6 protein-coding genes are annotated in these 5714 nt (G+C 68.8%); all 6 read left to right on the top strand.

Going from position 1 to position 5714, the window contains the following annotated elements; genetic code table 11:
• Positions 1-65: 65 nt before the first annotated feature.
• Complete coding sequence (locus JWN68_RS13145) at positions 66-1034, top strand: MoxR family ATPase (RefSeq protein WP_297739618.1); 969 nt, start codon at positions 66-68, stop codon at positions 1032-1034.
• A 6-nt stretch (positions 1035-1040) separates the two neighbouring features.
• Positions 1041-2219 (top strand): DUF58 domain-containing protein, encoded by a 1179-nt coding sequence (locus tag JWN68_RS13150; protein WP_297739620.1) that lies wholly within the window; start codon positions 1041-1043, stop codon positions 2217-2219.
• Positions 2216-4609: a transglutaminase-like domain-containing protein gene (locus JWN68_RS13155; protein ID WP_297739622.1), complete on the top strand. Its 2394-nt coding sequence runs from the start codon at positions 2216-2218 to the stop codon at positions 4607-4609. Before JWN68_RS13150 ends, JWN68_RS13155 begins: the two co-directional genes overlap by 4 nt.
• Positions 4610-4861: 252 nt before the next feature.
• Entirely contained in the window at positions 4862-5083 is a 222-nt protein-coding gene (gene infA, locus JWN68_RS13160; RefSeq protein WP_026145687.1) for a translation initiation factor IF-1, read from the top strand.
• A 26-nt stretch (positions 5084-5109) separates the two neighbouring features.
• Complete coding sequence (gene rpmJ, locus JWN68_RS13165; protein WP_297739624.1) at positions 5110-5223, top strand: 50S ribosomal protein L36; 114 nt, start codon at positions 5110-5112, stop codon at positions 5221-5223.
• A gap of 233 nt (positions 5224-5456) precedes the next feature.
• Positions 5457-5714, top strand: a 258-nt coding sequence (gene rpsM, locus JWN68_RS13170) for a 30S ribosomal protein S13 (protein ID WP_297739626.1), incomplete at its 3' end; no start/stop codon positions are given.

Genomic DNA, 5714 nt, shown 5'->3' on the forward strand with positions numbered 1-5714 from the left:
CACAACCGTGGTAGCCGCGCCCTCAGGACTCCACCCACCGCTGACAGCACCGACAGGAACGTGACATGACGATCAGCCACGAACAGGCCGAGTGGTTCAAGGCGACCTTCGACCAGCTCACCGACAACATGGAGAAGGCCGTCCTCGGCAAGCGCCACGTCGTACGACTCGCGTTGACCTGCCTGCTGTCCGAGGGTCACGTGCTGATCGAGGACTTCCCCGGCACCGGCAAGACGATGCTCGCGCGCGCCCTGGCCAACACGGTGCAGGGCAGCCATGCCCGCATCCAGTTCACGCCGGACCTCCTGCCCTCCGACGTCACCGGCGTCACGGTCTACGACCAGCACAAGGGCACCTTCGAGTTCCACCCCGGTCCGATCTTCCACACGATCGTGCTGGCCGACGAGATCAACCGTGCCTCGCCCAAGACCCAGTCGGCGCTCCTAGAGGTGATGGAGGAGAGCCGTGTCACCGTCGACGGGGTGGCCCACTCGGTGGGACGGCCCTTCCTGGTGATCGCCACCCAGAACCCGATCGAGCAGGCGGGGACCTACCGGCTGCCGGAGGCGCAGCTCGACCGCTTCCTGATGAAGACCTCGCTCGGCTACCCCGACCGGGCCGCGACGATCGAGCTGCTCGTCAACGCCGCCGTGCGTGACCGCGCGTCGCTGGTGACCCCGGTGATCAGCGCGGCGACGATCTCGCAGATGAGCGGCCTCGCGGACCTGGTCTACGTCGACCCCGCAGTGATCGGCTACATCGCCGAGCTGGCCGAGGAGTCGCGGCGTCAACCCCATGTGAAGCTGGGCCTCTCGGCCCGTGGGTGCCTGGCCTTCATCCGGGTTGCCAAGACCTGGGCCGCCGCGGACGGTCGGGACCACGTGGTGCCCGACGACATCAAGGAGCTCGCCGAGCCCGTGCTGTCCCACAGGTTGCTGCTCGACGCCGAGGCGCAGTTCAGCGGCGTCAGTGTCCAGACCGTCATCGGTCGTCTGCTCGACGCGGTCGCGCCCCCGACCGACCGGGTTGCCTGACCCAGGATGGAACGGGCCCAGGAGCTGTTGAGTGTCGTCCGCCCGGTCGGGTGGTCGATCCTCGGCCTCGGAATCGGAGCGATGTGTCTCGCCACCCTTGCGCACTGGCGCGAGCTGGCGGTCATTGCGGCTGCATGCCTGCTCCTGGTCCTCCTGGCCGCGCCGTTCCTCTTAGGGCGCACCAACGTCGACGTCGACCTACGGCTCGAGCCGGAGCGCGTGGCAGCCGGGGAGTCCGTCGCCGCAGGCGTGATCGTCAAGAACATCGCGAACGGGCGCCTGATCCCCACCACGCTCGAGGTGCCGGTCGGGGGGTCCGTCCACCGCTACGGCATCTCCACCCTCGCCGCCGGGGCACAGCACGAAGAGTCCTTCATGATCCGCACGGAGCACCGGGGGGTGATCCGCGTCGGCCCCGCCACGACGCGGCGCGGCGACCCGATCGGGATCTTCTCGCGCGACGTCGTCTGGACGCCGGTGCGCGAGGTGCTGGTCCGGCCCCCGATGGTCCCGCTGGAGTCGCTGGGAGCCGGTCTGCTGCGCGACCTCGAGGGAGTCTCGACCGACGCCGTCTCGCACAGCGACCTCGCCTTCCATGCGTTGCGCGAATACGTCCCCGGTGACGACCTGCGCCACATCCACTGGCGATCCTCGGCGAAGGTGATGGCGTCGACGGGGGAGTCCAGCCTGCTGGTGCGGCAGTACCTCGACACCCGTCGCAGCCACGCGGCGATCGTGGTCGACGACGTTGCGGCGTCGTGGGCCGACCCCAGCGACTTCGAGTCGGCCATGTCGGTGGCGGCCTCCATCGCCGTACGCGCGGTGCTCGACGAGTTCGAGGTGTCCTTCGTCTGCGGCGAGACGGCGTCGACCGGAGCCAACGGGCACCTCGCGCTCGATGCCGTGTGTCGTGCCGAGCACGGCCGCACCGGCATCGTGGTGGCGGCTCGCCGGGCCACCCAGGTCGCCCCCGACTGCAGCCTGTTGTTCCTCGTGGGGGGCCCCGGCACGGAGTTCGCCGACATGTTGCGCGGTGCGGCTGCGTTCCCGCCCGAGGTGCGGCGCTACGCAATCCTGATCGACCCCTCCGGTACGAGCCGGGTCACCGAGACGATGGGGCTCCCGGTGCTGCACCTGGCTGACAAGGACGACCTCGGCGGCGTCCTCCGGTGGAGCGTCAAGTGAGCACCACGAACGCCGTCAACGCGGCCGAGACCGTCACCCGCTCACGGGGCAGCAGGCTCGTGCCCGACGCGGCGACTGCGGTGGACCTCACCTCGGTCCTGGTGCTCAGCGGGCTGGCCCTGAGCGGGTTCGCCACGTCGTTCACTGGCGGGGCCTTCCTCGTCGTCGCGATGCTCGGGGTGGTCCTCGGCATCGCCGTCACCCGGCTGACCCGCGCCCTGGGGTGGCCCCTGATCGCGCCTGTCGTGATCCTGGCGTTCCTGTTCTTCGTGCTGGGAGGTCCGCTGTGCCTGCGGTCGGTGGGCGACACGGCCTTCCTTCCGGGGGGTACGACGCTCGGCACCCTGATGGAGCAGGCGGTCTTCGGCTGGAAGGACATGCTGACGACCTTGCCGCCAGTCGACGGTGACGGGCCGCTGCTCGTCCTGCCGTGGCTGCTCGGGCTGGTGGCGGGGTTCGTGGGCACCGCACTGAGCGGCTTCACCGGGAAGCGCTCCTGGGTGACAGCCCTGCTGCCCGTGCTCGGGTTGACCGCCGTGCTGGTCGCCGTGATCCTCCTGGGCGTGCGCCACCCGCACTCCGTCGTGGTGCAGGGCACGGTCTTCGCGGCCGTGGCGCTGGGATGGCTGGCCGTCCGAGCCCGTCGCGCCTCGGCGACCGTCCACGGCGGATCGTCGGGCTACGGCAGGCTGGCCCTTGGTGCCGTGCTGGTCGTCGTGGCCTCGGCGCTGGCGCTGCCGGCCAGCGGGATCGTCACGGGGGCGGACGACGACGAGCGCACCGTGGTGCGGTCGTGGGTCGAACCGCCCTTCGACATCGGCCGCTACCCCTCGCCGCTGGCGGGCTTCCGCAAGTACATCGACCTACGGCCGAAGTCCGACCCGGCCAACGTCTTCGAGAAGACCCTGTTCACCATCGAGGGCGCTCCGGCCGGCGCGCGGGTGCGGATCGCGGCGATGGACACCTATGACGGCCTGGTCTGGGGCGCCACCAACGATGCGATCCCCGGCGCCGCCGACGACTCCTTCCAACGTGTGTCCTCCACGATCGACAACCCGGTGCAGGGGAAGCAGATCGAGGCGACCGTCACGATCGGCGAGGCGTACGACAGCGTCTGGCTGCCCACCATCGGTGCGGTGCAGGAGGTCGACTTCCGGTTGGGCGATCCGGAGTCGAAGGCGGAGTCCTTCCGCTACAACCTCGCCACCGCAACCGCGGTCGTGCCGTCCGGCATCCGTGAGGGCGATACCTACTCCTTCACTGCGGTGCAACCGCTCGACGCGGTCGACGAGCAGACTCTTGCCTCCACGACGCTGGAGCCGTCGCCCCCCGGCACCGGGTTCCTCCAGGCCCCGGCGACCGACTGGTCGGCCACGGCCACGACTCCCATGGCCCGGGTGCTGGCGATCGCCGAGCGTCTGAGGTCCGAGGGGAAGTACTCCGACGGGGTCACCAAGGCCGAACAGGTCTACCACCCGGGCCACAACCTGATGCGACTCTCCGACGAGTTCATCAACGACCAGCAGATGGTCGGCAACGACGAGCAGTACGCCGCCGTGATGGCGCTTTTGGCCAACGAGGTTGGGGTTCCTGCGCGGGTCGTGCTGGGTGCTGTGGTCCCCGAGAGCGGCGTCGTCACCGGCGAGCAGGTCGAGGCGTGGGTCGAGCTCAGGGCGGCAGACGGCTCCTGGCGAACCCTGGAGACCGATCGGTTCATGTCCGACGAGCCCCCTGCCGAGAGGTTGCCCGAGACCAACACTCCCATGAGCGGGACCATCGTGCCGCCGCCCGCCCCGATCCCACCGCCCTCGGACGCCGGCGACCAGAGCGACGCAGACCTCAAGGAACGCCGGACCAAGAAGAACGACAAGAGGGAGACCGCGGAGGAGGAGTCGTTGGCGGAGAGCCTCCCGGGCTGGCTCGTGCTAGGGGGCACGTACGTCGGCGGGTCGCTGTTGCTCGTGGCGGCGATCCTTGCCTCGATCATCGGGCTCAAGGCGCTGCGCCGGCGACGGCGGCGTACCACCGCTAGCATGTCCGCACGCATCGTGGGAGCCTGGCGCGAGCTCGTCGACCATGCCCGCGACCTTGGTCAGCCGGTGCCGCTGGGTCCCACGGTCACCCGCCGCGAGCAGTCGGGCTCCATCGTGTCGGGGTCAGCGCCTGCGCTGGCCCGCCGCGCGGACAGCTTCGTCTTCGGACCAGCGGTGCCCGCCGCCGAGGCCGCGGCGGCCTATTGGGAGACGGTCGAGTCCGAGCGCCAGGCCATGTCACGGGCCGTGGGGCGTCGTCGCCGCTGGGCGGCGGCGATCAGTCCGGCATCGCTGCGGAAGAACCGGACAACCGCGTCTGCCCGTACACGGGCCCGGGGGTCACGCCGTTCGTCGTGATTGGTGTTTTCATCTCCGGGCGCACTAAACTGGCGTGTCGACCCAACGTGGGTTGCGTTTCGTGGTGCCTCGCGGCTGCCCGATCATCGCAGAGTTCGCTCGCAGGAGCGCCTCGCTGCGTGCCCGGGATGAGTCACCACGGACCACCGCACGAGGTCCACCGCCCCAGGGCGGAGGTTCCCGGGCCGACCGCTCCACACCAGTGGGGTGAGCACCAGACGGTAGATGACCGAACAACAGATTGTGGAGGACATGCCGAAGAAAGAAGGCGTGATCGAGCTCGAGGGCACTATCACCGAAGCCCTGCCCAATGCCATGTTCCGCGTCGAGCTGAGCAACGGCCACAAGGTTCTCGCTCACATCAGCGGCAAGATGCGCCAGCACTACATCCGGATCCTCCCTGAGGACCGCGTGGTGGTGGAGCTCTCCCCCTACGACCTGACCCGAGGTCGGATCGTCTACCGCTACAAGTAACCAGCCGAGCAGCAAGGACTTCATCAATGAAGGTCAACCCGAGCGTCAAGCCGATGTGTGTCAAGTGCAAGGTCATCCGTCGGCACGGACGCGTCATGGTCATCTGCGAGAACCCGCGTCACAAGCAGCGTCAAGGGTGAGTGACGACCTTCAGGTACGGCGCAGCCGGAGCTGAAGGGCAGCACGAGCCCGATGGGAGCTTGCTCCCGAGGGAAATCCAGATCGACCACAAAATCACAACGTGATCGCTAGGCAGGAGCCTCCGGGCACCTGACCGAACTCACCTCCGGAGCATTGGCCGGAGCCCACCCGAGGCGGGATGGGGCGCGACACGACCAGAAACCAACGCGAGAACAGACAAGGAAACCGCCACATGGCACGCCTCGTTGGTGTTGACCTCCCGCGCGACAAGCGCATCGAGATCGCACTCACCTACATCTACGGCATCGGCCGTACCCGCTCCCAGCAGCTGCTCGCCGCCACCGGGGTCGACCCGAACGCGCGCGTTCACACGCTCGGTGACGAGGAGCTGGTCAAGCTTCGCGATGAGATCGAAGCCAACTTCAAGATCGAGGGTGACCTCCGTCGCGAGGTCCAGGCAGACATCCGCCGCAAGATCGAGATCGGCAGC

Source organism: Nocardioides sp., assembly GCF_025964975.1.
In the GTDB taxonomy this organism is placed as follows: domain Bacteria; phylum Actinomycetota; class Actinomycetes; order Propionibacteriales; family Nocardioidaceae; genus Nocardioides.

What these genes read in the sequence shown, in the direction of transcription:
- JWN68_RS13145 (WP_297739618.1), top strand. Translation starts at nt 66, where the DNA reads ATGACGATCAGCCACGAACAGGCCGAGTGGTTCAAGGCGACCTTCGAC.
- JWN68_RS13150 (WP_297739620.1), top strand. Translation starts at nt 1,041, where the DNA reads ATGGAACGGGCCCAGGAGCTGTTGAGTGTCGTCCGCCCGGTCGGGTGG.
- infA (WP_026145687.1), top strand. Translation starts at nt 4,862, where the DNA reads ATGCCGAAGAAAGAAGGCGTGATCGAGCTCGAGGGCACTATCACCGAA.
- rpmJ (WP_297739624.1), top strand. Translation starts at nt 5,110, where the DNA reads ATGAAGGTCAACCCGAGCGTCAAGCCGATGTGTGTCAAGTGCAAGGTC.